The sequence below is a fragment of the Salinicoccus luteus DSM 17002 genome, assembly GCF_000712035.1.
In the GTDB taxonomy this organism is placed as follows: domain Bacteria; phylum Bacillota; class Bacilli; order Staphylococcales; family Salinicoccaceae; genus Salinicoccus; species Salinicoccus luteus.
Genome location: NZ_JONV01000006.1, coordinates 407,792 through 423,254, shown reverse-complemented (window position 1 = coordinate 423,254; position 15,463 = coordinate 407,792). Strand labels below are relative to the sequence as shown.

16 protein-coding genes are annotated in these 15,463 nt (G+C 48.4%); 14 read left to right on the top strand and 2 right to left on the bottom strand.

The genetic code is table 11. The features are described 5' to 3' along the window. Window positions 1-13: 13 nt before the first annotated feature. The 9 genes from BO53_RS0102350 (at window position 14) to BO53_RS0102310 (ending at window position 7,356) form a co-directional block, all read left to right on the top strand. Window positions 14-922 (top strand): deoxyribonuclease IV, encoded by a 909-nt coding sequence (locus tag BO53_RS0102350; protein ID WP_031545056.1) that lies wholly within the window; start codon window positions 14-16, stop codon window positions 920-922. Window positions 923-1,040: 118 nt separating this feature from the next. Continuing rightward, window positions 1,041-1,823, top strand: a complete 783-nt coding sequence (locus BO53_RS0102345; RefSeq protein ID WP_031545054.1) for a metal ABC transporter ATP-binding protein — start codon at window positions 1,041-1,043, stop codon at window positions 1,821-1,823. Then, window positions 1,820-2,671: a metal ABC transporter permease gene (locus BO53_RS0102340; protein ID WP_031545051.1), complete on the top strand. Its 852-nt coding sequence runs from the start codon at window positions 1,820-1,822 to the stop codon at window positions 2,669-2,671. The genes BO53_RS0102345 and BO53_RS0102340 overlap by 4 nt, the downstream gene beginning before the upstream one ends. After that, entirely contained in the window at window positions 2,658-3,074 is a 417-nt protein-coding gene (locus BO53_RS0102335; protein WP_031545049.1) for a Fur family transcriptional regulator, read from the top strand. The genes BO53_RS0102340 and BO53_RS0102335 overlap by 14 nt, the downstream gene beginning before the upstream one ends. Before the next feature lie 78 nt (window positions 3,075-3,152). Then, window positions 3,153-3,527: a GntR family transcriptional regulator gene (locus tag BO53_RS0102330; RefSeq protein ID WP_031545047.1), complete on the top strand. Its 375-nt coding sequence runs from the start codon at window positions 3,153-3,155 to the stop codon at window positions 3,525-3,527. Continuing rightward, window positions 3,527-4,396 carry an ABC transporter ATP-binding protein gene (locus BO53_RS0102325; protein WP_031545045.1) on the top strand — a complete coding sequence of 290 codons (870 nt, stop codon included), beginning with the start codon at window positions 3,527-3,529 and terminating at the stop codon, window positions 4,394-4,396. Before BO53_RS0102330 ends, BO53_RS0102325 begins: the two co-directional genes overlap by 1 nt. Beyond that, complete coding sequence (locus BO53_RS0102320) at window positions 4,389-5,042, top strand: ABC-2 transporter permease (protein WP_031545044.1); 654 nt, start codon at window positions 4,389-4,391, stop codon at window positions 5,040-5,042. The genes BO53_RS0102325 and BO53_RS0102320 overlap by 8 nt, the downstream gene beginning before the upstream one ends. Window positions 5,043-5,210: 168 nt before the next feature. Then, on the top strand, window positions 5,211-6,374 hold the full coding sequence (solA, locus tag BO53_RS0102315) for an N-methyl-L-tryptophan oxidase (RefSeq protein WP_031545042.1): 1,164 nt from the start codon (window positions 5,211-5,213) through the stop codon (window positions 6,372-6,374). Between the two features lie 115 nt (window positions 6,375-6,489). Then, window positions 6,490-7,356: a LysR family transcriptional regulator gene (locus tag BO53_RS0102310; protein ID WP_031545040.1), complete on the top strand. Its 867-nt coding sequence runs from the start codon at window positions 6,490-6,492 to the stop codon at window positions 7,354-7,356. Window positions 7,357-7,417: 61 nt separating this feature from the next. Here the strand turns inward: BO53_RS0102310 and ispG are convergent, their stop codons facing one another. Beyond that, a complete protein-coding gene (gene ispG / locus BO53_RS0102305; RefSeq protein ID WP_031545038.1) occupies window positions 7,418-8,533 on the bottom strand; it encodes a flavodoxin-dependent (E)-4-hydroxy-3-methylbut-2-enyl-diphosphate synthase in 1,116 nt (371 codons plus the stop codon). An 87-nt stretch (window positions 8,534-8,620) separates the two neighbouring features. Continuing rightward, entirely contained in the window at window positions 8,621-9,355 is a 735-nt protein-coding gene (locus BO53_RS0102300) for a DUF1189 family protein (protein WP_031545035.1), read from the bottom strand. A gap of 158 nt (window positions 9,356-9,513) precedes the next feature. Here BO53_RS0102300 and BO53_RS0102295 point away from each other — a divergent pair, with 158 nt between their 5' ends. The 5 genes from BO53_RS0102295 (at window position 9,514) to pstA (ending at window position 15,453) form a co-directional block, all read left to right on the top strand. Next, window positions 9,514-10,116, top strand: a complete 603-nt coding sequence (locus tag BO53_RS0102295; RefSeq protein ID WP_031545034.1) for a superoxide dismutase — start codon at window positions 9,514-9,516, stop codon at window positions 10,114-10,116. 119 nt (window positions 10,117-10,235) lie between these two features. Beyond that, on the top strand, window positions 10,236-12,425 hold the full coding sequence (locus tag BO53_RS0102290; RefSeq protein ID WP_031545032.1) for a peptidoglycan D,D-transpeptidase FtsI family protein: 2,190 nt from the start codon (window positions 10,236-10,238) through the stop codon (window positions 12,423-12,425). A 154-nt stretch (window positions 12,426-12,579) separates the two neighbouring features. Then, window positions 12,580-13,572: a PstS family phosphate ABC transporter substrate-binding protein gene (locus tag BO53_RS0102285; protein WP_031545029.1), complete on the top strand. Its 993-nt coding sequence runs from the start codon at window positions 12,580-12,582 to the stop codon at window positions 13,570-13,572. Between the two features lie 75 nt (window positions 13,573-13,647). Then, entirely contained in the window at window positions 13,648-14,574 is a 927-nt protein-coding gene (pstC, locus tag BO53_RS0102280; RefSeq protein ID WP_169738720.1) for a phosphate ABC transporter permease subunit PstC, read from the top strand. Then, window positions 14,575-15,453 carry a phosphate ABC transporter permease PstA gene (gene pstA / locus BO53_RS0102275; RefSeq protein ID WP_031545025.1) on the top strand — a complete coding sequence of 293 codons (879 nt, stop codon included), beginning with the start codon at window positions 14,575-14,577 and terminating at the stop codon, window positions 15,451-15,453. Window positions 15,454-15,463 lie beyond the last annotated feature (10 nt).

Below are 15,463 nucleotides of genomic sequence, written 5' to 3'. Positions count from 1 at the left end.
AAAGGTGAATGAAATGCTGATAGGATCACACGTTTCAATGAGCGGCAAGAAGATGCTGGAGGCGGCAAGCATCAGCGCCAACAGCTATGGAGCAAACACATTCATGATCTACACAGGTGCACCGCAGAACACCAGAAGGAAGAAGATAGAAGACTTGAACATAGAGGCCGGCAAGCGTCATATGTCAGATCACGGCATATCGAATATCGTCGTCCATGCCCCGTACATCATCAATATTGCCAACTCCGAACGTGAAGGCGTATTTGAGCACGGTGTGGAATTTCTGCAGGAGGAGATTGTTCGGACGGAGCGTCTGGGCAGCAACCAGATCGTCCTCCACCCTGGAAGCCATGTCGGTACAGGTGCAGAGCGTGGCATCAGTTCGATCATTGACGGGCTCAATGAAGTGCTGACGAATGACAACGATGTTCAGATTGCACTCGAAACGATGGCAGGAAAAGGCTCTGAGGTCGGCCGTACATTCGAAGAGATTGCCCAGATCATCGATGGCGTGACGAACAATGAAAGGCTGAGTGTATGTTTTGATACATGCCACGTGCATGATGCGGGCTATGATATCGTCAATGATTTTGACGGGGTGCTGGATGAATTCGACCGCATCATCGGCAAGGACCGCATAAAAGTTCTTCACATCAATGACTCCAAAAATGAACGGGGGGCCCACAAGGACCGCCATGAGAATATCGGCTTCGGCCATATCGGCTTTGACGCCCTTTCATATATCATCAATCACCCGGATTTCGAGGAGATACCAAAAATACTAGAGACGCCATTTGTCGGACCGGATAAGAAGAACAGGATTGCCCCTTATGCACACGAGATTGAAATGATCAAGAGTGGCAGCTTCAACCCTTCACTGAAAGAGGAGATCAATCCGATGATGGCTGGAGTGCAGGAGTAATATTTATGAAAACAGGATGGCGGCGGCCATCCTGTTTTATTTCGTAATCATTCCTATTTACAAATCGTAATCATTCCTTTATAATACTGTAATGATTAAAAATAAAGGAGTCATCGAGATGGAGCATCCGATATTCGAACTGAACAATATCTCCTATATCTATAGGGATAAGATGGAAACGACACCGGCATTGAAAGATATCAACCTCAGTATCCATAAGGGGGATTTCGTCGCACTGGTAGGGCCGAACGGCTCCGGCAAGACAACCCTGATCAAGCTGATCCTCGGTGTCCTCAAACTGCAGAGTGGGGAAATCTATATCAATGGCAAAAGCTTGCGCAATTTCCACGCATGGCAGGAAGTCGGCTATGTCTCCCAGAAATCCAACAGTTTCTCAAAAGGGTTCCCGGCAACGGTAAGTGAAGTTGTACTCAGCGGTTTGACGAAGGCGAAAGGCCTGTTCAGACGATTCGGCAAGGAAGACTACAGGAAACTCGATGAAGTGTTGGAATTGCTTAATATCAGTCATCTGAAGGATAAGAACATCTCCCTCCTGTCCGGCGGGCAGACCCAACGTGTGTTCATCGCACGGGCACTGATCAACAATCCGAGCATCCTTGTCCTGGATGAACCGACTGTAGGCATCGATGCAAAACATGTCAAGGAATTCTATGATGTACTGTTCAGGCTCAAGGAGCAGTCCGTGACCATTCTCCTTGTGACCCACGACATCGGCGTCGTTGTCGACCATGCCGATGAAGTGGCGTGTCTGAATGAACATCTGCATTTCCACGGCACCAATCATGAATTCAAGAACCTCGGTGAAGCGGAATTGTCCAAGATTTATGGCTTCCCACTACAGCTCGTCTCACATGACCATGAAAGGGCGTGCTGTGAATGATTCAGGCTCTGTTCGAATATGACTTCATCCGATATTCATTCATCAGTGGTCTGGTCGCCGGGCTGATTGCCCCTCTGATCGGCACTTTCATCGTCATCAGAAGGCTGTCATTGATTGCGGATGCACTCAGCCACGTCACGTTGGGCGGCATTACATTTGGCGTCTATCTGTCCTCGCTGATTGGAATGACCATCAATCCGCTCATTACAGGCATCATCTTCTCCGTTCTCGGGGCTCTTGGCATTGAGCGGCTGCGTACGGTCTACAATCATTATCAGGAACTCGCCATACCGATCATCATGAGCTTCGGGGTGGCGCTCAGCGTACTATTTTTATCACTTGCTGACGGCTTCAATCAGGATCTGTTCGGATATCTTTTCGGAAGTATCAGCGCAGTGAGCAGTATTGACCTGATTCTGATTTCCGTCATCGGTGTCATCGTCCTCATCTTTATCTACCTGCTGTACAAGGAGATGTTTCTCGTCTCCTTTGATGAAGAATATGCGAACGTCATGAATATAAACAAGTGGATCCACTTCATGTTCATCATCGTCGTGGCCCTTGTCATCAGTGCTTCGATGCGGATCGTCGGTATCCTGCTTGTCAGTGCCCTGATGACATTGCCGGTGGCCTCAGCGATGCGCATCACCTCAAGCTTCCGTCAGTTGATGGTCATGAGTGTCATATTCGGTGAATTCGCGGTCATCGCCGGGCTGTTCATGAGCTTCCATCTCGACATCTCCCCAGGGGGGACGATCGTACTCGTTTCGCTGGCCATTCTGGCGGCGACCATAATTCTCGACCGTATAGGAGTGAAAAAACGTGGAGAACCGATTGACTCAGTATAAAGAGAGACTCCAGGAAAATAAACTTAAGATCACGCAGAAAAGAATGCGTATGATTGAACTGTTTTTGGATGAAGACAGGTACTTGAGTGCCAAGGATGTTCAGGAGCTGCTGAACGCTGACTATCCAGGCATCAGCTATGACACAATCTACCGCAACCTATATACCCTGAAGGATATAGAAATCCTTGAACAGACCACCCTGTCCGGTGAGATGCACTACAAGATTTCATGTACCACCCATCACCATCACCATTTCATATGTGATGAATGCGGGGACACAAAAGTCATCCGCTATTGTCCCGTTGAAACATGGCAGGATGAACTGGATGATGTGGAAATAAAGAACCATAAAGTGGAACTCTACGGTCTGTGTGGAGTATGCAGAAAAACCAGAATCTCATAGATTCTGGTTTTTTTATATTGACTACACTGTTTATATTGTATATATTATATATACACAGTATATATGGAGGTGGGATGATTGGATATAAAGTTATCCAACCGGAGCGATGTTCCAATATATGAGCAGCTGAAGAATGAAATCATACGTCTTATCATGACGGGCGCATTGAGGCCGGGCGATCCTTTATTATCGATGCGTAAGCTGGCCAAGGAACTGAGCATCAGCATCATCACAACGAAAAGGGCATACCAGGACCTTGAAGCCGCCGGATATGTATATTCGGTCGTTGGAAAGGGCACATACGTCAGTGAACAGAATAACGAAAACAGAAGAGAACAGCTCTTGATTGAAGTTGAAAAGAAGTTGGAGGAGCTGCTTTCAACAGCGAAGAAAATAGACCTGTCCACCGAAGAACTGGTGGAAATGATGAAAGTGATGGAGGAGGATCAATGATGGATGCTGTTACAGTCAAAGGGTTGGACAAGAATATGGGCAGGTTCAGATTGAAGGATGTCAACCTCAATATCAGAAAAGGCTATATCACCGGTCTGATCGGGGAGAATGGGTCGGGAAAATCCACATTGATTCATCATATGCTGGCATTGAAAAAGCAGGACGGAGGACGGATCAGCATACTGGATAAGGATCTTGAAATGGAAAGGGAAGAGCTGCTGAACCGTATCGGACTGGTATTCGCCGAAGACCGTTTTCCACAGAACATCAGTCCGAAAAGGCTCAATGGACTTTTGACCATCTACTATAATAATTGGCATGCTGATACATTCTTTGCATATCTGGAAAGGTTCAACGTGGATGCCATAAGCAAAGTCAAATTCCTGTCCACAGGGGAAAAGGTGAAACTCTCCATCGCGATTGCCTTAAGCCATGAGGCCGAGCTGCTGATTCTGGACGAACCGACGTCGAACCTCGATCCAACCTTCAGGATGGAACTGCTGGATATTCTGCAGACACTCATGATAGACGAAGATGTCACGATACTCTTCAGCACGCATATCACGACAGACTTGGAGAAGGTTGCCGACTATATCGTAATGATTGATGACGGGGAAGTGCTGTTCGACATGGACAAGGATGTGCTCTTCGAGTCCTATAGGAAAGTAAAAGGAGACCGACAGATCGTCGATGATGCAGGTGAACTGCTGATCGGCACAACCATAAACGCACTCGGATTTGAAGCGATGACGAAAGAACCTCAGGCACTCGATGAACTTTATGGGAGAAAGGTATTGATTGAAAATCTGACGATAGATGAAATGATGTACTTCATAAAAAAGGGGAAAAGGGGGGTCGACAATGGGTAAACAGCTCTACCTGAACCTGTTCCAGTCAAAATGGATATGGTATCTCGGAATATCTACGATTCTCATAAACCTGCTCATGGCACTGTCATTATCTGATTACAGGGGGAGCCTGATGCCATTCATCAATGTACTCAATGTCATTGCAGTGGTCTATACTACCTCCGCGTACCTGAACATCCACTATATGCTTAAATCGGATGATAGTCATTACTTCTACTTTTCCCTACCCAACACCAAGAGGAACATCATTAGGGGAGACTATATCTACTATATGGTCATGATGGTTTTGACTGCCGCCATATTCGGCAGCTACATGGCGATCACTCAGGAAACATATTATCTATATGGCTTTATGATGCTGATGGGCGTGAGCCTGATAGTCATGAGCCTGTACTATCTTGGATATGGGAAGTATTGGCTACGGTATCTGTCCACCGGATATGTCATCTACGGTGTGCCCATGCTGATGACGTTACTGTTCCACTTCATGCCGCTGGTCAATGTCAACCAGCTTGACCGGAGAATGCCCGGGATGGATTTCTATCTGTACGAGCTGCCGATCTACACACTCGCTGTCGGCATTGTGCTGTTCATCATCAGCTATGCAATAACTCAGAGGAATATTACGAAACACGATATGGTCTAGGATGTGCCGGAACCTTGCAGGAGGTTCCGGTTTTTATTGCCATCTTCATCTGTGATGGAACATATCTCAACCAGTCATTTTACACTTGTCGAATATGTAAGTATGATGAATGCAAACAGATGGAAGCATCCCGGGGATGGGCTGCTTTTCCTGAAGGGGAGAGATATTATGGAGAAACATTATGATGTCATCATTGTCGGTGCAGGTTCCATGGGAATGGCTGCTGGGTACTACCTGTCCAAAAAGGGGGTCCGGACACTCATGATTGATGCTTTCGATCCGCCGCATGCGAACGGCAGCCATAGTGGGGATACACGACTAATCCGGCATGCCTGCGGGGAGGGCTTCGATTATGTCCCCCTTGCCATGCGCGCACAGAAACTATGGGATGACCTTCAGAAGGAGACGACGGAAACAATCTTCCGCAAAACGGGCGTCCTGACATATGGACCTCCACAGTCGAGCTTTGTAAGCCAGGCCATTGAAGGGGGACGGGCATATGACCTGAATATCGAAACCCTTTCTGCCGATGAGATCAATGAACGCTGGGCCGGCATCTCTGTCGATGATGATCACGTGGGATGCTACGAACCGGATGCCGGGGTGCTGTTCAGCGAAAATTGCATCCGTACATTCCGGAGGCTGGCTCTCGAAAACGGTGCTGAACTCAAAGTGAATTCACTGGTACAGGAAATAGAGGTACATGAAAGTTCCGCCAGAGTGTCGACTCACGATGCCTCATATACTTCAGACAAGCTCATCATCAGCGGCGGTGCATGGAACAAGAGAATACTGGATGACCTTAGCTTGAATCTCAAACTCACACCGAGCCGTAGGGCGATTGCCTGGTTCAAATCGGATGATGCCCTGTACAGATCGGACACCTTCCCCGGGTTCTTTGCCGACCTGACGGACAGTGTATATTACGGCTTCCCTTGCATTGATGGGGCAGGACTCAAGGTCGGCCGCTATGATAACGGCGACGACATGGACCCGGAATACATGAACAGGGAATTCGGTGCTTATGACAAGGATGAAAGTGATCTGAGACATTTCCTGGATGCCCAGATGAAAGAAGCAAACGGCAGACTCAATGTCGGTAAGGTGTGCATTTTCACGAACACCCCGGATGAACATTTCATCATCGACAAGCATCCGGATCATCCACATGTTGCCATTGCCGCCGGTTTTTCCGGTCATGGCTACAAGTTCTCGAGCGTCGTCGGTGAGATTCTTGGCGACCTTGTCACTGAGGGCAGGACCCCATTCGATATTTCCCTATTTTCAGCGACGCGCCCAGTCCTCCAGCAACAGAGTGCAGAAAAACTCTGAAGAGACCGCCAAAAACCTTTTATATCAGAATATTTAAAATTTAATTGTACCGTCCCTCAACCTCATGTATAATGATTGAAAATCACTTGATATGAATATGATGGGGAGGGACAGGATGGAACTCAAAGATCTGCGGATTTTCCAGAGCGTAGCAGAGGCAGGCAGCATCAGCAAAGGGGCAAAGGCATTGAATTTCGTCCAGTCTCATGTGACGGCACGAATCAAGGTCCTGGAGACGGAACTGGATACACAGCTTTTCCTCCGCCACAGCAGAGGGACGACACTTACTTCCGAAGGACGTAAGCTGGAAGACTATGCCCGTCAGATACTGGGCCTCATCCATGACATGGAAAGGGATTTCAAGGACATCGACAGCCCTTCCGGCAGCCTCAGTATCGGTACGGTGGAAACCATCGCGAGGCTGCCGGACATCCTTTCCATGTTCCAGCGTACCTATCCTGGAACGACATTATCCCTGGCGTCCGATGTAACGGCCAATATCACTGCCCGAATAATGGAGAGGCAGCTGGATGGCGCATTCGTCGCAAATTTTGAGCCGAATCCAAAAGTGAACAGGATAGAAATCTTCCGTGAGACCCTCACTCTTGTCTCAAGTACGCCCGAAATCAGCATGGACGATCTGAAGAGCCAACCTATGCTCGTCTTCAAGAAGGGATGCAGCTATCGGGAAAATCTGGAGAGGTGGCTTATGGACGAAGGGGTGATGCACGCAAAAATCCTGGAATTCGGCACGCTTGAGACGATCATCGGAAGTATCCGGTCCGACCTCGGCATCAGCCTCGTTCCGAAATCCACCGTCCAGCCACTCATCCGAGCAGGGGAAGTCCATGCCCATGATATTCCTGAGATGTACAGCGATATTTCGACGGACTTCATCTGGAACAAGGAGGCCTACCTTACCCGCACAATGGACAAGTTCATCCAGACCGTACAGGCCTTCAAGCTTCAGCAGGAAAGCTGAAGGAGGCCGAACTGAAGAATCCCCCGCAGCCAATTTTGGCTGCGGGGGATTCTGCTCTGTATTATTTGTTTGCCGCTTCCTCTTTTTCTTTGCGTTCCTTCTCGTAATGCTCTTCAGCAAGTATGTCGATTTCCTTCTTCAGTTCATCGACCATTGTCTCTTCCGGTACTTTCCTGACCGTCTTACCGTGCATGAACAAGAGGCCTTCTCCACGGGCACCGGCAATTCCGATATCCGCTTCCCGTGCTTCACCGGGTCCGTTTACGGCACAGCCGAGTACTGCGACTTTAAGTGGTGCCTTGATTGTGGAAATGTATTCCTCGACTTCGTTCGCTATCGCAATCAGGTCGATTTCAATACGTCCACATGTCGGACAGGCGATGAGTGTTGCAGCATTGCTTGCCAGCCCGTAGCTTTTCAGCAGTTCCTTCGCGACTTTCACTTCTTCGACCGGGTCGGCAGAGAGCGAAATCCGCAGCGTATTGCCGATGCCTTTTGAAATGATGGCTCCAAGTCCCGCAGCACTTTTGACGGTACCGGCGAACAGCGTGCCACTTTCGGTGATTCCAAGATGGAGTGGATAGTCGAACGCTTTCGCAGCCTTTTCGTAGGCTTCGATGGCAAGGTTGACATCAGAGGCTTTCATGGAGACGATGATGTCATGGAAATCCAGGTCCTCGAGGATCTGGATGTGGTGCAGGGCACTCTCCACCATGCCGTCAGCAGTAGGGTAGCCGTATTTTTTGATGATGTGCCTCTCCAGGCTGCCGGCATTGACGCCGATGCGGATTGGGATGCCTTTTGCCTTGCAGGCTTCAACCACCGCTTCAACCTTCTCGCGTTTACCAATGTTGCCCGGGTTGATACGGATCTTGTCAGCACCGCCTTCAACAGCGAGCAGGGCAAGTTTATAGTCAAAATGGATATCCACGACAAGTGGAATGTTGATCTGCTTCTTTATTTCTGGAATGGCCAGTGCATCTTCTTCTTTGGGACATGCGACACGTACAATCTGGCATCCTGCTTCTTCCAGACGATGAATCTCTTTTACCGTCGCTTCGACATCATGAGTTTTTGTCGTCGTCATGCTCTGGATGATGATCTGATCGGCGCCGCCGATGGTCACATCGCCGACCTTGACAGGTCGTGTATTGGTACGGTGTGTAATTTGAGACATAACCAAGCTCCTCATATTAAATGTTTCTCTAAATCAACTGCTATTATACTAGATATTTATTGAAAATGTAAACGTTGTGCCTTGTGATTACGCTTTCACCACGGGAAGCTTTTTGAAATAGTGGTAGTAGAACGGCAGGGTGAGCATATAGAGCCACCACAGCAACGGTCCCGCAGCAAGCTGTATCACGATCATCGGAATCAGGACGGCTACAGTGGCGAACGTGGAGAACTTGAACCAGTTCATGAACCGCGACTTCTTCTTCATGAGCTGTGATATCAGGTGCAGGACGTATACCCCCACTGAAAGGAATATGACTGCGAAAAACATGATGACGGCAACATAGAAGACGATATAGACGATGACATAGAAGTACAGGCTCGATGTCTGCTGTTCTATAAAGGTCTTCAGGTCCTCATCCGTTTCAACCTGGCTGATGTATGAATAGTCGAACCCAGAATTCTGTACATCCCTGATGTAGATGCCGTCCCTCAGGAAACCGATGAGTATGCCGGAATCCCGGTTCACCATATCGTCAGTCGCCATGTCGCCGCTGAAGAGGATATCATTTCCCCTGATTGAAACTGTATCCGTCTCTCCGACGTATTCGCCGTCCACTATACGGAAGTCGGGTATTTCCGATTCAAGGTCGGCCAGGCCGGATGTCGCATTGACACTCTGGAACAGTGAGATGATATTCGGGAGGGCGATCAATATGGAGATGAGCAGTATATTGATGAGCATATGTTTGAAGTTGGCTGTTCTAAACAGGGGATACTTCTTGAAAGTCAGCAGCCTTTTGAAAAAAGTGAAATACTTCATTAAATAACGCTTCCTTTTTCATGAAATGCATGCGTTTTGCCTTCAGATTCAGACCAAGGTCTGAAAAATCACACTTCGTCAGGCAATACATTTGTTATTTTAACACCGAATTGATATATTTGGTATGTAAACAATTTACTCATGGAGGGGAATTAACTATGGCTTTTGAACTACCAGAACTACCATATGCATATGATGCATTGGAACCACACATCGACAAAGAAACTATGGAAATTCACCACACAAAGCATCATAACACTTATGTGACCAAGCTCAATGATGCTGTCAAAGGAACGGACCTTGAGAACAAGTCCATCGAAGATGTCATCAAGAATCTCGACTCAGTTCCTGAAGACAAGAAGACGGCAGTAAGAAACAATGGCGGCGGTCATTTGAACCACTCACTATTCTGGAAACTTCTCTCTCCTGAATCCAAAGAGGTTTCTGGCGAAGTTAAAGATGCAATCGAATCCAAATTCGGCTCTGTGGATAAATTCAAGGAAGAATTTGAAGCAGCAGGCGCAGGCCGATTCGGTTCAGGCTGGGCTTGGCTGGTTGTAAACAATGGAGAACTCGAAATCGTCTCCACTCCAAACCAGGACAACCCTGTCACAGATGGCAAGACACCAATCCTTGGTGTGGACGTATGGGAGCATGCGTACTATCTGAAGTATCAGAACAAACGTCCAGAATACCTGAAAGCATTTTGGAACGTAGTCAATTGGGACAAAGTAAACGAACTTTACAGCAATGCAAAATAGGCTGTACTTCAAAGAGTGGGGAAACCCGCTCTTTTTTTGTTTGATTTTTAAATGCCGACTGCCGATTATATGGTAGAATGGCATTACATATTTTTAAGTGGAAAAAGGAATGAGTAGGATTGAAACGAGCAAAAACAAAGAGTCTTGAAACGATAAACAGGCAAATAATGAAATCGAGGATCAATATCATCATGCTGCTGGTATTCCTGCTTTGCCTGCTGCTCGTATTCCGGCTGGGCTATCTTCAGATTGTAAAAGGGGATACATACCAGGAAGAAGTGGAGAATGCCCAGTTCGTTGAAATCAACCAGAGCGTGCCAAGGGGGGAGATCTACGACAGGAACGGTAATCTGCTGGTGGGTAATGCATCCAAGAAGGCGGTCTATTTCACACGCCACAGAAACATGTCTTCCGGAGAGGTCATGGATGTAGCGGTGGAACTGAGCGATTACCTCGATATGGAGACGGAGAACCTGTCCCTTCGGGACAAGCAGGACTATCTCATCAGCCGTTATCCGGATGAAGTGGAGAACATGATGTCAGAGGAGCAGACCCTGCTTGAAAACGGCAACATCTCCCAGGATCAGTTCAACCAGGAACTCTATCAGCGCATTGACGAGGAACGCATTTCAGATATATTGACCGAAGAGGACCTGAATACAATTGCGATATATGTTGAAATGATCAACGCACGTGAGCTTAATCCGGTCGTCATCAAAAGCGAAGGTGTGACCGAAGCGGAGTTTGCCGAGATCAATGAGTCGCTTGATACACTCGAAGGCATTACTACAGGCATGGACTGGGAGAGGGATTATCCATATGGAGAAACCTTGAGGACCGTCCTCGGGGAGGTCTCCTCCTCTGAGGAAGGACTCCCGAAGGAGCTTCTCGACCACTACATGGCCCACGGCTATTCCAGGAATGACCGTGTAGGGAAGACTTATCTGGAGTACCAGTATGAAAATGTGCTCCGCGGAGAAAAGGAGCAGGTCAAATACACGACCGACAAGTCGGGTGAGATCATCAGTCAGGAAGTGGTCAAGGAGGGCGAACCGGGGGATGACCTCTATCTGACGATAGATATCGACCTGCAGCTTGAACTCGAGGAACTGGCCGAGCATCATCTCACGTCTTTGAGAAGTATGGCTGAAGAGATCCAGCAGAGGAACAGCCGGAGCGGGGATATCGACTATACGATCATCCCCGAATACCTCAACACGGTGGTTCTCGTCGTGCAGGATCCGAATAATGGGGATGTACTCGCCATGGTCGGCAAGCAGCTGGATGATTCTGGTGAAATCGTCGACTACCACTACGGTGCGCTGACGTCGACATATGCGGTGGGTTCCTCCGTTAAGGGTGCCACAGTGGCTACAGGCTACCAGAATGATGTCATTGAAGCAGGGGAAACGATCGTTGACGAACCTTTGAACTTTTCAGGGAACGAACAGCCAATCAGTTCCTTCTTCAACAGGGATGGAAGAGTGGCATTGGATGACCAGGAGGCACTGATGGTCTCCTCCAACGTCTATATGATGAAGATTGCATTGGGGCTGGCGGGACTTGAATATAACGAGGGCATGTCCCTGCCGACGGATATTCAGGATGCCGCCAATAAGCTGAGGAACGGTCTCAATCAGTTCGGTCTCGGTGTATCGACCGGCATCGACCTTCCGAATGAGGCCCGGGGCCTGAGTCCGGACCTGAGCAACTCCCCGGGCAGCTATCTCAACCTGTCCATCGGACAGTATGATACGTATTCTGCACTCCAGCTGTCACAGTATGTTTCAACGATTGCCAATGGAGGCAACAGAGTGGGGCTGCATATGGCCAAGGAAGTCCGTGAAGGGGACGCAAACGAGGAGGGGGCTGTCCTCCAGTCCTTCAACGGCAGAGTCCTCAACACAGTCGAATTCTCACCAGCAGAACTGTCCCAGATCCAAAAAGGCTTCTTCGATGTATTCAACACCCATGATACGGCGACCGACCGCTATGGCACAGGCTGGGATGCGTATCATGAACTTGAACCGAAGGCGGCCGGCAAGACCGGGACTGCAGAAGCCCATTTCAATGGCGATAATGTACTGAATCAGACATACACCGGTTATGCACCTTACGATGATCCGGATATGGCATTTTCGGTCATCTTCCCGAACATGCCATATACAGTGCCGTTCTTCCCGGCGCAGTATATGGGCCGGGACGTCATCAACAAATATTACGAACTGTACCATGAACAGGAAGCTGTAGCGCCCTATGAATATAATACGAACGAATTCTATTCTAGGCTTGTATATGGCAGCTACTAGAATGACACCACCGATGCTGGGAGGCCAGCATCGGTGGTGTTTTATTTTTATATTTACATAATCTTTACAAACCATTCATTCCAAATTTACATTCATTCGGTAGAGTAGTGCTTGTAGGAAATACAACACTTATTTTATTGGAGGAGTTCGGGTAATGAAAAAGAGTATCTTTATGGCTGCATTGCTGATGAGCCTTGTATTCATCCTGGCAGCATGCGGGGGCGGAAATGCAAGTGATCCGTCTGAAGAGAGTACAGAGGACAGTAACGGGGAAGCAACGGAAGGTTCTGAAGCCAGTGCAGACGCAGAAGGTTCTGCCTCAGGCAGTGTGACCGGTGACGGATCATCCACAGTCGCACCAATCCTCGAGCTGATAAATGAAGACTTCAATGCCGAGTATCCGGATGTCCAGGTTTCCATCGGTGTATCCGGTACAGGCGGCGGCTTCGAGAAATTTGTGGCTGGTGAAACGGACTTCCAGAACGCGTCCCGTGAAATCAAGGAAGAGGAGATTTCCGCACTGGAGGAAGCAGGCATCGACTTTACGGAATTCAAGGTTGCGAACGACGGCCTGACAGTTGCAGTAAATACTGAAAATGATTTCGTCGACTACCTGACCTTCGAAGAGCTGCAGACAATCTACAGCGGCGAAGCTGAAACATGGAACGATGTCCGTGATGAATTCCCTGAAGAGGAAATTACGGCCTACGCACCGGACCAGTCACATGGTACACATGACTTCTTCAAGGAAGCGGTAATGGAAGATGGCGACATTACAGCTGAATTGAACCAGGATACAAACGTCATCTCCCAATCCGTCACAAGCGACGCAAACTCAATCGGATTCTTCGGCTACAACTTCTACATGGTGAACCAGGATAATCTGAAAGGTGTTCCCGTTCAGGGGCCGGATAACGAAGAGCCGGTTGAAGTAAAGGAAGAAACGGTCATGAGCTATGACTACCCATTGGCGCGTCCACTGTTTGTATATGCCAAGAATGAATCCGTTGAAAATAACGAGTCATTCATGCAGTTCATGGAATTCACTCTGAACAATGCTTCATCTGCAGCCGAAGAGGCGGGCTATGTCGCTTTGACTGAAGAGGAGATGCAGGAGCAGAAGGACAAACTCGAAGATTTCAAGTAGGCACTTAACCGAATAGCAGGACACTGGACGGGTCTTCACCCGTCCATTTTAAAGTATTTTGAAATGAGGTTCATTATGAATGACTATAATATCCGCGAAATGATAGATAACAAAAAAGGCAGGCGCAGTACGATGTTCATCGAGAAGATGGTACCCATCATCCTGCTCGTCATCACATCCGTGTCCGTACTGACTACAATAGGCATTCTGGTCACCCTGCTTTCAGAAACGGTCATGTTCTTCACCAGGGTATCACCGATAGAGTTCCTTACTTCCACTGAATGGTCAGCGTTCAGTTCTGATCCCGAGTGGGGGATTTTTGCCCTTATAATGGGGACGCTGAAAATCACCGTCATAGCAGTCGCCTTTGCAGTACCGATCGGCCTTGGGGCCGCCATATATTTAAGTGAATATGCAAGCGATCGGGTGCGGCGTATAATCAAGCCGATACTTGAGATTCTTGCCGGCATACCGACTGTCGTCTATGGGTTCTTCGCATTGACTTTCGTCACGCCTCTGATTAGAGGCATCTGGCCTGAAGTCAATCTCTTCAACGCCATCAGTCCGGGACTTGTCGTCGGCGTCATGATCATTCCAATGATTGCCAGCCTGAGTGAGGATGCAATGAGCTCAGTGCCGAATTCGATGCGGGAAGGGGCGCTCGGTCTTGGATCCACAAGGCTCGAAACAGTATTCAAGGTTGTTCTGCCTGCTGCCGTCTCTGGCATCATGGCCTCGATCGTCCTTGCTGTATCACGGGCGATCGGAGAGACGATGATTGTTTCGATCGCTGCAGGAAGCACTCCAAATGCGAGCCTCAATATTATGGAGTCCCTCCAGACGATGACCGGTTTCATTGTCCAGGTCGCATCAGGGGATGCAACCTACGGAAGTGATGTCTACTTCAGCCTCTACGCTGTCGGCATGACGCTGTTCGTTTTCACACTGCTGATGAATGTCATTGCACAATGGTTTTCACGGAAGTTCAGGGAGGAATATTAAATGGAACTGATCAACAAAAATGAGATTGGGAAAAAATTGAGCGGAAGACTGCTTTTGAACAAGTCTATGAAATACATCTTCCTCCTGTGCACACTGGTCGGGCTGGTTGTCCTCGCCACTCTGCTGATCGATACGATAATTGATGGCTGGAGCTATCTGACGACCGACTTCTTTACGAATTTCAGCTCAAGCCGTCCTGAAAATGCAGGTATAAAAGGCGCTCTGATCGGTACATTATGGCTGATGGCAACAACAGCGCCGATTGCGATCATACTCTCCGTCGGCACAGCACTGTACCTGGAGGAATATGCACCCAAAAATAAGATTACCGACTTCATAAAGATAAATATCTCCAATCTGGCGGGTGTGCCTTCCGTAGTATTCGGTCTGCTTGGTCTTACATTATTCGTTCGGATGGCAGGGCTTGGAAATTCCGTCCTTGCCGCAGCACTGACGATGTCCCTCATGATTCTCCCGGTGATCGTCGTCGCTTCCCAGGAAGCGATCCGGTCGGTGCCATCCTCGATCCGTGAAGCGTCCATCGGTATGGGCGCGACAAAATGGCAGACCATCACCCGTGTCATTCTGCCGGCATCATTGCCCGGCATCATCACAGGAATTATATTGTCACTGTCACGTGCAATCGGGGAGACGGCTCCGCTTGTCGTCATAGGCATCCCGACGATTCTGCTCTTTACACCAACCGGAGTATTTGACACATTCTCAGCACTGCCGATGCAGATCTTCTCATGGGTAAAGATGCCAAATCCGGAATTCCAGTCCATTACAGCGGCAGCCATACTCGTACTCCTGTTCATCCTGTTCCTGATGAACTCCGTAGCGATATATATAAGGAATAAATACTCTAAGCGTTTTTAATATGGAGGCT

Coding starts and splice junctions, on each gene's coding strand:
- BO53_RS0102350 (WP_031545056.1), top strand. CDS start 14: ATGCTGATAGGATCACACGTTTCAATGAGCGGCAAGAAGATGCTGGAG.
- BO53_RS0102345 (WP_031545054.1), top strand. CDS start 1,041: ATGGAGCATCCGATATTCGAACTGAACAATATCTCCTATATCTATAGG.
- BO53_RS0102340 (WP_031545051.1), top strand. CDS start 1,820: ATGATTCAGGCTCTGTTCGAATATGACTTCATCCGATATTCATTCATC.
- BO53_RS0102325 (WP_031545045.1), top strand. CDS start 3,527: ATGGATGCTGTTACAGTCAAAGGGTTGGACAAGAATATGGGCAGGTTC.
- BO53_RS0102320 (WP_031545044.1), top strand. CDS start 4,389: ATGGGTAAACAGCTCTACCTGAACCTGTTCCAGTCAAAATGGATATGG.
- solA (WP_031545042.1), top strand. CDS start 5,211: ATGGAGAAACATTATGATGTCATCATTGTCGGTGCAGGTTCCATGGGA.
- BO53_RS0102310 (WP_031545040.1), top strand. CDS start 6,490: ATGGAACTCAAAGATCTGCGGATTTTCCAGAGCGTAGCAGAGGCAGGC.
- ispG (WP_031545038.1), bottom strand. CDS start 8,533: ATGTCTCAAATTACACACCGTACCAATACACGACCTGTCAAGGTCGGC.
- BO53_RS0102300 (WP_031545035.1), bottom strand. CDS start 9,355: ATGAAGTATTTCACTTTTTTCAAAAGGCTGCTGACTTTCAAGAAGTAT.
- BO53_RS0102295 (WP_031545034.1), top strand. CDS start 9,514: ATGGCTTTTGAACTACCAGAACTACCATATGCATATGATGCATTGGAA.
- BO53_RS0102285 (WP_031545029.1), top strand. CDS start 12,580: ATGAAAAAGAGTATCTTTATGGCTGCATTGCTGATGAGCCTTGTATTC.
- pstC (WP_169738720.1), top strand. CDS start 13,648: ATGAATGACTATAATATCCGCGAAATGATAGATAACAAAAAAGGCAGG.
- pstA (WP_031545025.1), top strand. CDS start 14,575: ATGGAACTGATCAACAAAAATGAGATTGGGAAAAAATTGAGCGGAAGA.